This window comes from Blastococcus sp. SYSU D01042, assembly GCF_054050515.1.
This window is the reverse complement of sequence record NZ_JBJGZM010000001.1, coordinates 554,048-568,586: the sequence shown is the minus strand read 5'-3', so window position 1 is coordinate 568,586 and position 14,539 is coordinate 554,048. Positions and strand designations below refer to the sequence as shown.

Below are 14,539 nucleotides of genomic sequence, written 5' to 3'. Positions count from 1 at the left end.
CCTGATCGTGGCGGAGGGGCGGGGCGGTCAGGAGGCGGCCGCCGCCTCGGCCCGGTTGCGCTGGATCATGCGGAGCCCGATCACCACGGCGGGGACCGCGCCGACCACGGCGTAGCCGGCGAAGAGGAGCGGGCTGAACGGCGTCGCCATGGAGGCCACCAGAGCGGCGACCGCCGGGACGAGCAGCCACCAGCTGATCACGCCGGCCCGGGCGAGCCCGGAGAAACCGACCAGCGGGCCGAGCAGCCCCAGCAGCGTCAGCGTGCCCGCCACCGCGACCCCGACGGACCCGTTCACCGTCTCGAACAGGCTCACGGCGGTGGCCTGGTCGAGCTCGCGCCCGATCGCGCCGGTCCAGTAGTCGTACATGACCATGCCGGTCACGCTGACCAGCCCGACCGCCGACAGCAGGGCGCCGACGATCGTGGTGGTGCTGCCGCGGCGGCCGCGGACGAGGGCCGGCACCGCCAGCCAGGCCAGGGCCAACGCCAGGTTGCCGTAGTGCAGGAGCATCGCCGAGAGAGCGGTGCGGCCCTCGTCCCGGGCGAGGGAGGCGATGTAGTCGGCGTCGGACATCGAGTCCGCCGGGGGCGAGGCCGCCATGCCGGTCACGTAGAGCAGGGAGCCGGCGATCAGGGCGCCGCCCGCGATCGGCAGGAGGCGCGACCCGGCGGAGCGGGCGGGCCGCTCCCCGGTGGTCGAGGTGGACGGGGTCATCAGGTCGGTCGTCATGGCCGGAAAAGCTAGGGACGACGGGGGGTCGCCGGCGTCCGCCGGGACGCACCGACCCGCGTCCGCCGCGCGGGGGAACCGGAGGCGCCCCGGTTCGGCCGCGAGGGGGATGTGCGCAGGTCCGCGCGGCCCCTAGCGTGCTCGCATGCCGCGCTGGATCGCCTCCGTCCCCCACCGCAGCCGCCTGGTCTGGGCGGCCGTCGGGCTCGCGCTGGGCGGCATGTCCGTCGTCGAGACCGCGACCGACAGCGTCTACGACTACGGCATGGCGACGGCGCTGCCCGGCGTCGGCGTCGGCGTGCTGCTGGCGCTCAGCCCGCGGTGGCCGGCCGCGACCGCGCTGGCCGGTGCGTTCTCCGTGCTCGGCAACTACGCGCTGGACACCCCGGGCCCCGGCGGCGCCCAGCTCATCGGCATGGGCGTGCTCATCGGGCACGCGGCCGCCGTCCTCCCGCCCCGGCGCGGCGCGCTGACGGCGGCGGTCGCGGCGCTGGTCGTCGTCGGCTCGGGGTTCTTCGCCATCCCCTCGCCCTGGGAGGGGCTGTTCTACCTGCTGGTCGCCGGTGCCGCCTGGGGTGTCGGCGCGCTCGTGCGCCAGGTGCAGACGCGGTCCCGGGAGCTGCAGGTGCTGGCGGCCCGCCTGGCCGAGCAGCAGGAGGCGGTGGCCGCGTCCGCGGTGGTCGCCGAGCGGTCCCGGATCGCCCGCGAGGTGCACGACTCCGTGGCGCACTCGGTCAGCGTGATGGTCCTGCAGATGGGCGGGCTGCGCCGGCTGCTGCCCGACCACCCGGAGGCGCAGGACGTGCTGCTGGGCCTGGAGCGGCTGGGCCGCGAGGCGGTCGACGAGATGCGCCGGGTGGTCGGCATCCTGCGAGAGGGGCCGGACGGCGACCCGGCGCCCCAGCCCTCGCTCTCCCGGCTGGACGCCGTGCTCGACGAGCTGCGCGCCGGCGGCATGCCGGTCGAGCTGGTCGTCACCGGGGAGCCGGTGGAGCTGCCGCAGCTGGTCGACGTGAGCGCCGTGCGGGTCGTGCAGGAGGCGTTGTCCAACGTCGTCCGGCACGCCGGCGCCGCCGCCACGCGGGTCGAGGTGGCCTGGACCAGGGGCCAGGTCGCCGTCTCGGTCTGCGACGACGGGCGGCCGCGGGTGCCCGCCCCGCGGAGCGGGAGCGGCAGCTCCGGCGGGCACGGCCAGCTGCACATGCGCGAACGCGTGTCGGTCTCCGGCGGCACGCTGGAGGTCGGGCCGGTGCGCGGTGGCGGGTACCGGGTGCGCGCCACGTTCCCGGTGCCCGCGGACGTGCCGGCGGTGCGCGCGTGACCATCCGGGTGGTGCTCGTCGACGACCAGGCGATGGTGCGCACCGGCCTGCGCATGGTGCTCGCCGCGGAGTCCGGCATCGAGGTGGTCGGCGAGGCGGCGGACGGCGAGGCCGGCGTCCGCGTGGTCACCGAGCTGCGGCCCGACGTCGTCCTGCTCGACGTGCGGATGCCGGGCGTGGACGGGCTCGAGGCGGCCCGGCGCATCCTGGCCGCCGGCCTGCCCACCCGCGTCGTCGTCCTCACGACCTTCGACGAGGACGACTACGTGACCGCGGCCCTGCGCGCCGGGGTGAGCGGCTTCCTGCTCAAGGTGGCCCCGCCCGAGGACCTCGTCAGTGCCGTCCGGACCGTCGCCGCGGGGCAGGGCCTGCTCGACCCGGCGGTCACGCTGCGGGTGATCGAGAGCTACGCGGCCGCCCCGGCGCCGGATCCGGCCCGGGCTGCGGCGCTGGCGGGGCTGACCGAGCGGGAGACCGACGTCCTCGCCCTGGTCGCGGCGGGGTTGTCCAACGCCGAGATCGCCGCGCGGCTGTACCTCGGTGAGGCGACGGTCAAGACGCACGTCAGCCGGCTGCTGCTCAAGCTCGGCCTGCGCGACCGCGTGCAGGCCGTCGCCTTCGCCTACGAGAGCGGCCTGGTCACGCCGGGCAGCAGGTGAGCACGGTCCGGTAACCTGTGGATACCGCCGGTGTCCCGCGACGTCTGTGGTCCCCCGAGCCCCTCGAGACTCCCGGAGACCCGTGCTCGCTCTGCTGCTCCTCCACCTGATCGCCGCGACGGCCGCGCCGCTGCTGGTGCGCTGGTGGGGACGGCAGGCATTCCTCGCGCTCGCGCTCGTCCCCGCCGCCGCCTTCGCCTGGACGATGGCGCAGCTCGGCACCGTCACCGACGGCGGCGAGGTGCGGGAGACGGTGCAGTGGGTGCCGACGCTGGACCTGGAGCTGGCGTTCCGGCTGGACGCGCTGTCGCTGACGCTGGCGGCGCTGGTCACCGGCGTCGGCGCGCTGGTGCTGCTGTACTGCGCCCGCTACTTCGAGCCCGACGACGAGGGCACCGGCCGGTTCGCCGGCGTGCTGACCGCCTTCGCGGGCTCGATGCTCGGGCTCGTCCTGGCCGACGACCTGCTCCTGCTCTACGTGTTCTGGGAGCTCACCACCGTCTTCTCCTACCTGCTCATCGGTGGGTCCGGCGCCCGACTGGCGGCGCGCCGCGCGGCCAGCCAGGCGCTGGTGCTCACCACCGCGGGCGGCCTGGCGATGCTGGTCGGGCTGATCATGATCGGCGAGACCAGCGGCAGCTACCTGCTCTCCGAGGTGGTCGCGGACCCGGGCGACGGGCCGTTCCTGGTCGCCGGCACCGTGCTGGTGCTCGTCGGGGCGATCACCAAGTCGGCGATGGTCCCGTTCCACTTCTGGCTGCCCGCGGCCATGGAGGCGCCGACACCGGTCAGCGCCTACCTGCACGCCGCGGCCATGGTGAAGGCCGGCATCTACCTGGTCGCCCGGCTCGCGCCCGGCTACGCCGACGTGCCCGGCTGGCGGCCGATCGTGCTCGGGCTGGGCCTGGCCACGATGCTCGTCGGCGGCTACCGGGCGATCCGGCAGAACGACCTGAAGCTGCTGCTGGCCTTCGGCACCGTCAGCCAGCTCGGCTTCCTCATGGTGCTCGTGGGCGCCGGCAGCCAGGAGATGGCCGCCGCCGGGCTGGCGATGGTCGTCGCGCACGCGCTGTTCAAGTCCACGCTCTTCCTCACCGTCGGCGTCGTCGACCACGCCACCGGCACCCGCGACCTGCGGGTCCTGTCCGGGCTGGGCCGCCGGCTGCCGGTGCCGGCCGTCGTCGGCGGGCTCGCGGGCGCCTCGATGGCCGGGGTCCCGCCGCTGCTGGGCTTCGTCGGCAAGGAGGCGGCGTTCACCGCGCTGCTGGACGGCGGCCTGCCCGACCGCACCGCCGCGCTGCTCGAGCTGACCGGCCTGGTGCTCGGCTCGGTGATCACCGCGGCCTACACGTTCCGCTTCCTGTGGGGCGCCTTCGCGCGCAAGCCCGGCTGCGAGGACACCGAGCCGGTCCACCCGCCGTCGCCGCTGTTCCTGGCCGCGCCCGCGCTGCTCGCGCTGGCCGGCCTGGCCCTGGGCCCGGCCAGCCCGCTGCTCGAGCCGCTGGCCGCGGGCTACGCCGAGGAGCTGCCGCTCATCGCGCCCGAGGCGGAGAAGCTGGCGCTCTGGCACGGCCTGCAGCCGGCGCTCGCGCTCTCGGCGCTCACCCTGCTCGGCGGGTACGCGATCTTCGCCTTCCGCGTCCCGGTCAACCGGTTCCAGCGGCGGGTCGCCGTCGGGGCGTCGGCCGACGAGGGCTACTGGAACACCCTGCAGGTGCTCGACCGCCTCGCCGTCCTCGTCACCGGGACGACGCAGCGCGGCTCGCTGCCGGCCTACCTCGGCACCATCCTCGTCGTCGTGCTGGCCCTGCCGGGGGCGGTGCTGCTCTTCCGCGCGCCCTGGCCGGACGAGTGGCGGGCCTGGGACAGCCCCATCCAGGCGCTGGTCGGCGCGGTCGCGCTGATCGCCGCCGTGCTCGCGCTGCGGATCCGCCAGCGCCTGTCCGCGGTGCTGGTCGTCGGCGTCACCGGCTACGCGCTCGCCGTCCTCTTCGCCCTGCAGGGGGCACCGGACCTGGCGCTCACCCAGTTCCTGGTCGAGACGCTGACCCTCGTCGTCTTCGTGCTCGTGCTGCGCAAGCTGCCGAAGGACATCACCGACCGGCACCGGCCCCGCGAGCGGGCCGGCCGGGGCGTCATCGCGATCGCGGTCGGGGCGCTGATGGCCGCGGCCGGTGCGGTGGCGATGAGCGCGCGGACCGCGACGCCGGTGTCGGTGGACTACCCGGAGGAGGCCTACGAGTTCGGCGGCGGCCAGAACATCGTCAACGTGACCCTGGTCGACATCCGCGCCTGGGACACCCTCGGCGAGATCTCGCTCCTGGTCGTGGCCGCGACCGGTGTGGCCAGCCTGGTGTTCCTCCGCCGTCGCACCGGCACCGTCGACCGCCTCGACCCGGTCCAGCTCGCCCGGCAGGAGCGCTCGTCCCGGCGCGCGCCGCGCGGTCAGTGGCTGGCGGCGACGGCCGCGCTGGCGCCCGAACGGCGCTCGGTGATCCTCGAGGTGATCACCAGGATCCTGTTCCACACCATCCTGGTGTTCTCGTTGTTCCTGCTCTTCAGCGGCCACAACGAGCCCGGCGGCGGGTTCGCCGGCGGGCTGGTGGCGGGGCTGGCGCTGGTGCTCCGCTACCTGGCGGGCGGCCGGTACGAGCTGGGCGAGGCCGCGCCCGTCGACCCGGGCTTGCTGCTCGGCGTCGGACTGCTCTTCGCCGGCGGCACCGGCGTCGTCGGCCTGATGGCCGGGGCCGAGGTGCTGCAGACGGCGATCCTGGAGACCACGCTCCCCGTGCTCGGCGACGTCAAGCTCGTCACCTCGCTGTTCTTCGACATCGGCGTCTACTCGATCGTCGTCGGGCTGGTCCTGGACATCCTGCGCAGCCTCGGCGCCGAGCTGGACCGCCAGGCCGACGAGGACGACCCGATCGACGTCGCACCCGGAGAGGTGATCGCCCGATGACCCCCACCGTCGTCCTGCCGGTGATCATCGGCGGCCTCTACGCGGCCGGCGTCTACCTGCTGCTCGACCGCAGCCTGACCCGCGTGCTGCTGGGCTTCCTGCTCCTGGGCAACGCGACCAACCTGCTGCTGCTCTCCTCGGGCGGGCCCTCGGGCCGGGCGCCGATCCTCGGATACGGCGACCCGGAGGACATGAGCGACCCGCTGCCGCAGGCGCTGATCCTCACCGCCATCGTCATCACCTTCGGCATCGCGGCCTTCCTGCTGGCGCTGATCTACCGGTCGTGGCGGCTGGTCCGCCAGGAGGTCGTCGGCGTGGACGAGGAGGACCGGCGGATCGCCCGCCGGTCGGCGACCGACGCCGACGAGATCGACCCCGACGACCTGGCGCCGGAGGACCGGCCCGCCATGCACGCCGACACGCTGTCGGCCGACGACGAGGCGGAGGCCGCCCTGGCCCGGAACTACGCGGGCATCCCGTCCGACGACGTCGACCTGCCCCAGGTCCGGGGGGAGCAGCCGTGATCAGCGTGCTCACGCCCCTGCCGGTGCTGCTGCCGCTGCTCGGCGCCGCCGCGGCCCTGCTCGTCGGCGGCCGGCACCCGCGGACGCAGCGCACGCTGAGCATCCTGGTGCTCGCGGCGGTCCTCGTGGTGTCGGTCGTGCTCCTCGTCCTCGCGGACTCCGACGGCGCCGAGGCGGTCTCCGTCGGCGGCTGGCGGGTCCCGCTGGGCATCGTGCTGGTCGTCGACCGGCTGTCGGCGCTGATGCTCGTGGTCGCGGCCACGGTGGCGCTGGGCGTGCTCGTGTTCGCCGTCGGCCAGGGTGCGGCGGACGGCGACGAGGAGACGCCGATCTCGATCTTCCACCCCACGTTCCTGGTGCTCATCGCGGGTGTGGCCAACGCCTTCCTGGCCGGCGACCTGTTCAACCTCTACGTCGGCTTCGAGATCCTGCTGACCGCGAGCTACGTGCTGCTGACCCTCGGCGGGTCCGCGCCGCGCATCCGCGCGGGCATCACCTACATCGTGGTCAGCCTGCTGAGCTCGCTGATCTTCCTCGCCGCGATCGCGCTGGTGTACTCGGCGACCGGCACGGTGAACATGGCGCAGCTCGCCGTCCGGCTGCAGGAGCTGCCCGACGGCACGCAGCTGCTGCTGCAGTCGATGCTGCTGATCGCGTTCTGCATCAAGGCGGCGGTGTTCCCGCTGTCGGCCTGGCTGCCGGACAGCTACCCGACCGCCCCCGCGCCGGTCACCGCGGTGTTCGCCGGCCTGCTCACCAAGGTGGGCGTCTACGCGATCATCCGCACCCAGACGCTGCTGTTCCCCGGCGGGGCGCTGGACGAGGTGCTCATGTGGGCGGCGCTGGCCACGATGGTGATCGGCATCCTCGGCGCCGTCGCGCAGACCGACATCCGCCGGATCCTGTCCTTCACGCTGGTCAGCCACATCGGCTACATGGTGTTCGGCATCTCGCTGGCCTCCCAGGCGGGGCTGGCCGGCGCGATCTTCTACGTGGTGCACCACATCGCGATCCAGACGACGCTGTTCCTGGTCGCCGGGCTCGTCGAGCGCCAGGGCGGCTCCACGTCGGTGGACCGGCTGGGCGGGCTGGCCCTCGGCTCCCCGGTGCTGGCGATCCTCTACTTCGTGCCGGCGATGAACCTCGCGGGGATCCCGCCGTTCTCCGGCTTCATCGGCAAGCTCGGCCTGCTCCAGGCCGGTATCGCGGACGGCGGCTGGCTGCCGGTCGTCCTCGTGGCCGGCGGCGCCGTGACCAGCCTGCTCACCCTGCTGGCCGTCTCCCGGGTGTGGAACCGCGCCTTCTGGCGTCCCTCGGCCCAGTCACCGGAGGGCGACACCGCCGAGGCGGCCGCGGCGGACGCCGGGCCGGAGATCCAGCCGGCCGCGGTCGACGCCGACGCGCCGGGTGCGGCGGGCACCGGGGACGCGGACGACGGCGCGGACGAGGAGGACCTGGACCCGGCCCTGGTCGGGGCCACCGCCGCCTCCGGCGGGGGCCGGCAGGCCGCGCGTCGGGCGGCGTGGGTGCGGCACACCGCCGTCGCCACCGCGTCCACGCCCGCCACGGACGGCCTGGGCAAGGAGAAGGGCCGGGAGCGGCCGCTGGAGCCGCTGCCCCGGGTGATGGTCGGGGCGACCGCGGCCATGGTCGTGGTGACCGTCGGGCTCACCGCCGTGGCCGGCCCGCTGTACGGCGTGGCCCAGCGCGCGGCCGGTGACCTGTACGAGCGGACGCCCTACATCTCGGCGGTCTTCGGCGCGGAGGACGTGGAGTGAGCGCGCCCGTGGCCTCCGGCGCCGCCCACCGGTTCCGGCACCAGCTGCCGCTGCTGCTGTGGCTCGTGCTGGTCTGGAACCTGCTGTGGGGGACGTGGTCCTGGGCGAACCTGCTCAGCGGCGTCCTCGTCGCGCTCGGCGTCACCCTGCTGCTGCCGCTGCCCCCGGTCATCGGCGGCGCGACCGTGCGCCCCGTCGCGCTGCTGCGCTTCCTCGGGCACTTCGTGGTCGACCTGGTCAGCTCCGGCGCGCTGGTGGCGTGGCAGACGGTGCGGCCCCGCGGGATCGACCGGAGCGCGATCATCTCGGTGCAGCTGCGCACCGACTCGGACCTGCTGCTCACGATCCTGGCCGAGTCGTTGACGCTGGTGCCCGGCTCGATGGTGCTCGACCTGGACCGGGAGCGGCGCACCATCGCGCTGCACATCCTGCACGTCCGCGACCGGGGCGACGTGGAGCGCCAGCGGGCCGGGGTGCTGGCCGAGGAGGAGCGCGTGGTGCGGGCGTTCGGTTCGCCCGAGGAGCTCGCGGCGCTCGGTGTCGCGACGCCGGAACCCGGCGTCCCGCGCTCGGGGAGGAGGACGCCGTGACCGTGGTCTTCTGGCTCGCCTACGGCTTGCTGGGGGTGGGGGCCCTGCTCGCCCTCGTCCGGCTGGGCCGGGGCCCGTCCCTGCTGGACCGCGTGGTCGCCACCGACACGCTGCTGGTCATCATCGCGGCCGGGCTCGCCGTCCACGCCGGGCTGCAGCGGGACCCGACCGTCGTCCCGGTGCTCGTGGTGGTGTCGCTGCTCGCCTTCGTCGGCTCGGTGTCGGTGGCCCGCTACATCGGCGGCATGCTGATCGGGTCCGCGAGCGACGGCCAGGACGTCGGCCTCCCCGAGGCCGCCGAGGAGCGGGCCGCCCGCGAACGGGAGGAGAGCCGGTGACCGGCGTGGAGGGCGTCGCGGACGTCGTGGCGGTGGCGCTGCTGCTGCTGGGTGCGTTCCTGTGCCTGACGGCGGGGCTGGGCCTGGTGCGCTTCCCCGACGTGCTGACCCGGATGCACGCAGGGACCAAGCCGCAGGTGCTCGGTGTCCTGCTCATCATGGTCGGCGCGGCGATCCGGCTGCAGGGCTGGTCGGCGACCTGGATGCTGCTCCTCGTCGCGGCCTTCCAGATGCTCACCGCCCCGGTCAGCGCCCACATGATCAGCCGGGTCGCCTACCGGCGACGGCACGTGCGCCGCGACCGGCTGCTGGTCGACGAGCTGCGCTCGGGGCAGCGCCAGGACCACGTGTACCGGGGGGACGAGCCGGCCGACGCGCCGCCGGAGGAGCCCGGGCGGGCACTGGCCGAGAGCCGCCGGGAGGACGGGACGCGCTGATCCGGCGCGCCCCGTCCCCGGGCGCTCAGCGCTGGGCGCGGTTGACCGCGGACACCACCGCGCGCAGCGACGCGGTGACGATGTTGGCGTCGATGCCGACGCCCCACAGGATGCGGTCGCCGACGGCGCACTCGACGTAGGCGGCGGCGCGGGCGTCGCCACCGGCGGAGAGCGCGTGCTCGGCGTAGTCCAGCACCCGGACGTCGACGTCGACGGCGTGCAGGGCGTCGACGAAGGCCGCGATCGGGCCGTTGCCGCGCCCCTCGAGCGTGACGGGGACCCCGGCGTCGACCAGGTCCACGACCATCTCGTCGTGCTGGTCGGCGTTGGCCGTGTGCCGGTGGCCGGCCAGGCCGAAACGGCCCCACGGGGCGTCGGCGTCGGGCAGGTACTCGTCGGAGAACGCGGCCCACATCTGCGCCGCCGTCACCTCGCCGCCCTCGTCGTCGGTGTGCTGCTGGATGACGGCGCTGAACTCGATCTGCAGCCGGCGCGGCAGGTCCAGGTGGTTCTCGGTCTTCATGATGTAGGCGACGCCGCCCTTGCCGGACTGGCTGTTCACCCGGATGACGGCCTCGTAGCTGCGGCCGACGTCCTTCGGGTCGATGGGCAGGTACGGCACGGCCCACGGGATCCGGTCCACGGTGGTACCGGCCGCCGCGGCGTCGGCCTCGAGCGCCTTGAAGCCCTTGTTGATGGCGTCCTGGTGCGAGCCGGAGAAGGCGGTGTAGACCAGGTCGCCGCCGTAGGGGTGCCGCTCGTGCACGCCCAGCTGGTTGCAGTACTCGACGGTGCGGCGGATCTCGTCGATGTCGGAGAAGTCGATCTGCGGGTCGATGCCCTGGCTGAACAGGTTCAGCCCCAGCGTGACCAGGTCGACGTTGCCGGTGCGCTCGCCGTTGCCGAACAGGCAGCCCTCGATGCGGTCGGCGCCCGCGCGGTAGCCCAGCTCGGCGGCGGCGACGGCGGTGCCCCGGTCGTTGTGCGGGTGGAGCGAGAGGACGACGGAGTCGCGCCGGCCCAGGTTGCGGTGCATCCACTCGATCTGGTCGGCGTAGACGGTCGGCTCGGCCATCTCGACGGTCGCCGGCAGGTTGAGGATCGTCGGCCGGTCGGGCGTGGGCTCCCAGACGTCGGTGACGGCGTCGCAGATCTCGACGGCGATGTCGAGCTCGGTGCCGGTGAAGGACTCGGGGGAGTACTCGTAGCGGATGTCGGTGTCGCCCATCTGCTCGGCGAACTTCCGCACCACCCGCGCGCCGTGGACGGCGATGTCGACGATGCCGGCGCGGTCGGAGTCGAACACGACCCGGCGCTGCAGGGTGCTGGTCGAGTTGTACAGGTGGACGATCGCCTGCTTCGCGCCGCGCAGGGACTCGAAGGTCCGCTCGATCAGCTCGTCACGTGCCTGGGTCAGCACCTGGATGGTGACGTCGTCGGGGACCAGGTCGTCCTCGATGAGCTGCCGGACGAAGTCGAAGTCGGTCTGGCTCGCCGCGGGGAAGCCGACCTCGATCTCCTTGTAGCCCATGCCGACCAGCAGCTGGAACATCCGCCGCTTGCGGTCGGGGGTCATCGGGTCGATCAGCGCCTGGTTGCCGTCGCGCAGGTCCACAGCGCACCAGCGGGGGGCCTCGGTGGTGACCCGGTCGGGCCAGGTGCGGTCGGGCAGGACGACCGGGGTGAAGGGCGCGTAGCGGTGGATCGGCATCCGCGAGGGCTGCTGCGGATGGCGTGCGTGCGGGTGCTGCTCGTTCACGGAAGGGCTCCTCTGGCGCGGGCTGGACTCAGCTCCGGTGGGGCGGTCAGCTGGCGCCGGCAACGCGCTCCGTCACAGAGGCAGCGTCACGGCAGGACACCGCGGCGAGGGGGCCGACCTAGGAGAGGGCCTCGCCGCGGCGGGTAAGCAGGAGGCTGCCGCGCACGGGCCCACGGTAGCAGCGCGCGGCCGGTCGACGACGTCCGCGGTGCTGCTGTCAGCGTGCGTCGTCCTCCTCGGCCCGCGCCAGGGACACCCCGCTGGCGATCAGCCCGAGGTGGCTGAACGCCTGCGGGAAGTTGCCGAGGAAGGCCCCGGTACCCGGGTCGACCTCCTCGGAGAGCAGGCCCACCTCGTTCGTGCGCCCGCACAGCGAGGCGTAGAGCTCGTGGGCCTCGTCCAGCCGGCCCTGCCCGGTGAGGTTGTCGACGAGCCAGAAGCTGCACAGCAGGAAGGCGCCTTCCGCACCCGGCAGGCCGTCGTCGGTCTCGTCGTGGCGGTACCGGTAGAGGAGGCCGTCCCCGGCGTCCAGGTGCCGCCGCACCGCGTCCGTGGTCGCCACCATGCGCTCGTCGTCGGCGTCGAGGAGACCCCGCAGCGGCAGCGTGAGGAGGGAGGCGTCCAGCCCACCGCGCCCCTCACCGCGGTCGTCGGCCAGGTGCTCTGTGAAGGACCGGCGCTCGGGGTCCCAGGCGCGGTCCAGCAGCGCCGACCGGATCGCGTCCAGCTCCGCCTCCCACCGCTCCCGGGGGTGGTCGAGGTCGCGGGCCGCGGCGATGCGCAGGGCCCGGTCGACGGCGACGGCGCACATGGCGACGGAGTAGGTGAACGGGCGGCCCTCGGACCGGATCTCCCAGATGCCGTGGTCGGGCGTCCGCCACGCCGAGACAGCCTCGTCTGCCAGGTCGCGCAGGACGGCCCACAGGTGGTCGTCGACCGCTCCGCCGCTGGAGACCCAGCCGTGCGCGACGTCGAGGATCTCCCCGTACACGTCGTGCTGCGTCTGACCGGCCGCGGCGTTGCCCCAGCGCACCGGCCCGGACCCGCGGTAGCCCGACAGGCCGGGGTCCTCGCTCTCCCCGGGGGGCTGGCCGCCGTCGAGGGCGTACATCAACTGCGCGCGACCGTCCCGTTCGACGTTCGTGATGGTCCAGGCGAGGAAGGCGTCCGCCTCACTGGTCATCCCCACGCGGCGCAGCGCGTAGGTGGAGAACGCTGCGTCACGCACCCACGTGTACCGGTAGTCCCAGTTGCGGACACCACCGATCTCCTCGGGGAGCGAGGAGGTGGCGGCGGCCATCAGCGCCCCGCTGGGCACGTGGTCGAGGAGCTTCAGGGTCATCGCGGAACGGCGCACCAGCCCCCGCTGCGGGCCCTCGTAGCGGAGGTGGGACGCCCAGCGGTGCCACGCCTGGGTGGTCCGGTGCACCAGCTGGTCGGGATCGGTGCGGTCGGCAAGCCGTGCCGAGCGGGACCAGCCGAGGCTCGCCGTGAGACGTTGCCCCGCCCGCAGGTCCACGACGGCCTCGATCGAGCCGTCCGGGCCGGGCGCGAGGTCGTGCGAGCAGGCGAGTGACAGAGGCAGCTCCGGGCGTGGTGGCCAGAGCAGGCGCCACGCCCCGCCCTCACGGGTCAGCCGTACCGCGTCGCGGGGTCGCAGCCGCACCTCCAGCTGCACGGTGCCGGTGACGACCCGCGCGACGCGCAGGAGCTCGCTGCGGCCCGCGGGGACCAGTTCGCGCAGGTCGGCGCCGGACCGCAGCGGCATGCAGTCGGTCAGCTCCACCACGCCGTCAGGGCCCTCGAGGATCGTGACCAGCACGGCGGTGTCGTCGAGGTACCGCTGGGAGGAGGCGACCAGGCCCACCGGCCGGATGTCGAAGGACCCGCCGCGTCCGGCGTCGAGCAGCCCCGCGAGGAACGGGGGGTCGTCGAAGTGCGGGAGGCAGAGCCACGGGATGGAGCCGTCCCGGCCGACGAGGGCGCAGGTGCCTCCGTCGCCGATGAGGCCGTGGTCCTCGATGGGCAGGTGTCCGTCGACCAGCTCGAGGCGCCGCAGGGCCCTCGCCTCCTCCGTCCAGCCGTGCAGGGTGCCTGCTGGCGTGCCCCCGGAACGGGTGACGCAATCCCGCCGTCCGCGTCACCGACCGGGCAGAGTGGGCGGGGTGGAGCGTCACGGGGAACCGGCAGGGGGACCCGCCGGCGCGGCGGCGGTGGGGGCCGAGCTCGCCGGGCTGGCGGCGACCGCGGCCGCCCGGGCCGGGGTCCCCCACGCGCTGCTGGAGGGCTTCCTGCCCGCGCTGCTCGCCGTCGCCCGCACCGGCCGCCGGATCAGCGCGGAGGAGGAGGCGGCGAGCCGCCGCACGGGCGCGCGAGCGGTGGCGATGGGCGTGGGACTGCCCGACCTGGTCGACGTGCACATGGGCGCCGCCCGCCGCCTCTGGCCGCGCATCCCCGACCTGGTCGGCGCCCTCCGCGGCCGGCCGGTCCGCTCCTCGGAGCTGATCGGGATCGGCGAGGCCGTCTGGCGGGCCGCCGACACCGCCCTGGCCGCGCTCACCGGCGGGTACCAGGAGGAGCAGCAGCTGGTGGTGCGCCGGGAGGAGGCGGCCCGGCAGGAGTTCGTCGAGGACCTGCTCACCGGGCGGTCCGACGTGGCCACGCTCCTCGACCGCGCCGAGCCCTACGGGTTGCGGCTGGCAGCCGGGCACGTGGTCGTCGTCGTGGAGGCCGAGGGCGACATCGACTCCGTCGTCCGGGTCGCGGGAGCCGTCGAGGACGCGGCGCGGCTCCGCTTCCCCGGGACGGGGCTGCTCGTGGCGGCCAAGGACGGAGGGCTGGTGTGCGTGCTCGGCTGCTCGCCCTCGACCCGCGACGACCGCGGCCACGACCTGGCCGATCTGGCCGGGGCCGTGGTGGCGCGCTCGACACCGGATCGCCATTGGCGCGCCGGCGTGGGCCGCGCACACGCCGGACCGAGGGCCGTGCAGCGGTCCTTCGGCGAGGCGCGGGAGGCGCTGGACCTCGCCCGCCGGCTGGACCTGCCGCAGCAGGTGGTGGAGGCCTCGGAGCTGCTCGTCTACCGGGTGCTGGCCCGTGACGAGACGGCGATCGCCGATCTGGTGCGCGCGGTGCTCGAGCCGTTGACCGTTGCGCGCGGGGGAGCGGAGCCCTTCGTCCGCACGCTGGAGGCCTACTTCGCGGCCGGCGGGAACGCGGCGGCGACCGCGCGGGAGCTGCACCTGAGCGTGCGGGCGGTCACCTACCGGCTGGCCCGGATCGCGGAGCTCTGCGGCTACGACCCGGCGAACCCCGGCCACCACCTGGTGCTGCACGTCGCGGTCACCGGGGCCCGCCTGCTCGACTGGCCGAGACGGGCGCTGGTGCGCGAGTAGCCACCGGCGGTTGCCCGATCCCGGCAACGGCCGGCGGCCGGTTCGTG

At 74.6% G+C, this 14,539-nt stretch carries 12 protein-coding genes; 9 read left to right on the top strand and 3 right to left on the bottom strand.

Annotation, left to right across the window (positions count from 1 at the left end):
• Positions 1 to 27 precede the first annotated feature (27 nt).
• Positions 28 to 732, bottom strand: a complete 705-nt coding sequence (locus ACI79H_RS02900; RefSeq protein ID WP_456552864.1) for a hypothetical protein — start codon at positions 730 to 732, stop codon at positions 28 to 30.
• A 145-nt stretch (positions 733 to 877) separates the two neighbouring features.
• Here ACI79H_RS02900 and ACI79H_RS02895 point away from each other — a divergent pair, with 145 nt between their 5' ends.
• The 8 genes from ACI79H_RS02895 (at position 878) to mnhG (ending at position 9,338) form a co-directional block, all read left to right on the top strand.
• Complete coding sequence (locus tag ACI79H_RS02895) at positions 878 to 2,053, top strand: sensor histidine kinase (RefSeq protein ID WP_456552863.1); 1,176 nt, start codon at positions 878 to 880, stop codon at positions 2,051 to 2,053.
• Positions 2,050 to 2,712 (top strand): response regulator, encoded by a 663-nt coding sequence (locus ACI79H_RS02890; protein ID WP_456552862.1) that lies wholly within the window; start codon positions 2,050 to 2,052, stop codon positions 2,710 to 2,712. Before ACI79H_RS02895 ends, ACI79H_RS02890 begins: the two co-directional genes overlap by 4 nt.
• Positions 2,713 to 2,794: 82 nt before the next feature.
• Entirely contained in the window at positions 2,795 to 5,671 is a 2,877-nt protein-coding gene (locus tag ACI79H_RS02885; RefSeq protein WP_456552861.1) for a Na+/H+ antiporter subunit A, read from the top strand.
• Complete coding sequence (locus tag ACI79H_RS02880; protein ID WP_456552860.1) at positions 5,668 to 6,195, top strand: Na(+)/H(+) antiporter subunit C; 528 nt, start codon at positions 5,668 to 5,670, stop codon at positions 6,193 to 6,195. The genes ACI79H_RS02885 and ACI79H_RS02880 overlap by 4 nt, the downstream gene beginning before the upstream one ends.
• Positions 6,192 to 7,973, top strand: a complete 1,782-nt coding sequence (locus ACI79H_RS02875; RefSeq protein WP_456552859.1) for a Na+/H+ antiporter subunit D — start codon at positions 6,192 to 6,194, stop codon at positions 7,971 to 7,973. Before ACI79H_RS02880 ends, ACI79H_RS02875 begins: the two co-directional genes overlap by 4 nt.
• Positions 7,970 to 8,563 (top strand): Na+/H+ antiporter subunit E, encoded by a 594-nt coding sequence (locus ACI79H_RS02870; RefSeq protein ID WP_456552858.1) that lies wholly within the window; start codon positions 7,970 to 7,972, stop codon positions 8,561 to 8,563. Before ACI79H_RS02875 ends, ACI79H_RS02870 begins: the two co-directional genes overlap by 4 nt.
• Positions 8,560 to 8,901, top strand: coding sequence for a monovalent cation/H+ antiporter complex subunit F (locus ACI79H_RS02865; RefSeq protein ID WP_456552857.1), 342 nt, complete (start codon positions 8,560 to 8,562; stop codon positions 8,899 to 8,901). The genes ACI79H_RS02870 and ACI79H_RS02865 overlap by 4 nt, the downstream gene beginning before the upstream one ends.
• The gene (mnhG, locus tag ACI79H_RS02860) at positions 8,898 to 9,338 is read left to right on the top strand and encodes a monovalent cation/H(+) antiporter subunit G (RefSeq protein WP_456552856.1); all 441 of its coding nucleotides are present in this window, start codon (positions 8,898 to 8,900) and stop codon (positions 9,336 to 9,338) included. Before ACI79H_RS02865 ends, mnhG begins: the two co-directional genes overlap by 4 nt.
• A gap of 25 nt (positions 9,339 to 9,363) precedes the next feature.
• Here the strand turns inward: mnhG and leuA are convergent, their stop codons facing one another.
• Together leuA and ACI79H_RS02850 are read right to left on the bottom strand one after the other, a co-directional pair.
• On the bottom strand, positions 9,364 to 11,097 hold the full coding sequence (gene leuA, locus ACI79H_RS02855) for a 2-isopropylmalate synthase (RefSeq protein WP_456552855.1): 1,734 nt from the start codon (positions 11,095 to 11,097) through the stop codon (positions 9,364 to 9,366).
• Positions 11,098 to 11,314: 217 nt separating this feature from the next.
• On the bottom strand, positions 11,315 to 13,120 hold the full coding sequence (locus ACI79H_RS02850) for a glycoside hydrolase family 15 protein (RefSeq protein WP_456553105.1): 1,806 nt from the start codon (positions 13,118 to 13,120) through the stop codon (positions 11,315 to 11,317).
• 142 nt (positions 13,121 to 13,262) lie between these two features.
• Here ACI79H_RS02850 and ACI79H_RS02845 point away from each other — a divergent pair, with 142 nt between their 5' ends.
• Positions 13,263 to 14,492 carry a PucR family transcriptional regulator gene (locus ACI79H_RS02845; protein WP_456552854.1) on the top strand — a complete coding sequence of 410 codons (1,230 nt, stop codon included), beginning with the start codon at positions 13,263 to 13,265 and terminating at the stop codon, positions 14,490 to 14,492.
• Positions 14,493 to 14,539 lie beyond the last annotated feature (47 nt).